The 402-nt window shown below is 49.3% G+C and carries 1 protein-coding gene; it reads right to left on the minus strand.

The window, feature by feature from the left end; all coding sequences use genetic code 11:
- Positions 1-96: 96 nt before the first annotated feature.
- On the minus strand, positions 97-402 hold a 306-nt coding region (locus AB1462_RS32360; protein ID WP_367249211.1), incomplete at its 5' end, for a hypothetical protein.

Below are 402 nucleotides of genomic sequence, written 5' to 3' on the forward strand. Positions count from 1 at the left end.
CAATCTACGCGGATCGGGTTTAAGGCAACCTATAAAATTCACTCGTGTTCTAATCGTTGAACGCAAAAAGCGCCCACCCTTTTTGGAGCGGGGGCATCAGGCGTCGGCATGTCGGATACAGCTTGTTTCCAAAACTTCAGTCAGATGCGCTCGTTCAGTCTCGGATCCACCTAATAGATCAACCAGCGCCTGAGCTCGCAACCGTTGATGCTCCACGCTCTCAATGAGAGTTGGAACCGTCTGGTTGAAAAGCATTTGGATTAATTCAGCATCTGAAATATCGTCGCCGAGCGTTACTCGGATTTCTTTGAGCGGCATTGCTGTCTCCCTTGAAGGGGCGAAAGCATGGTCTTCGCTCACAGCCGACAATGCCCTTAAAAGTGATTGCCGATAAGTTAGTAT

This window comes from Pseudomonas sp. SB113 (assembly GCF_040754745.1).
GTDB lineage: Bacteria > Pseudomonadota > Gammaproteobacteria > Pseudomonadales > Pseudomonadaceae > Aquipseudomonas > Aquipseudomonas grimontii.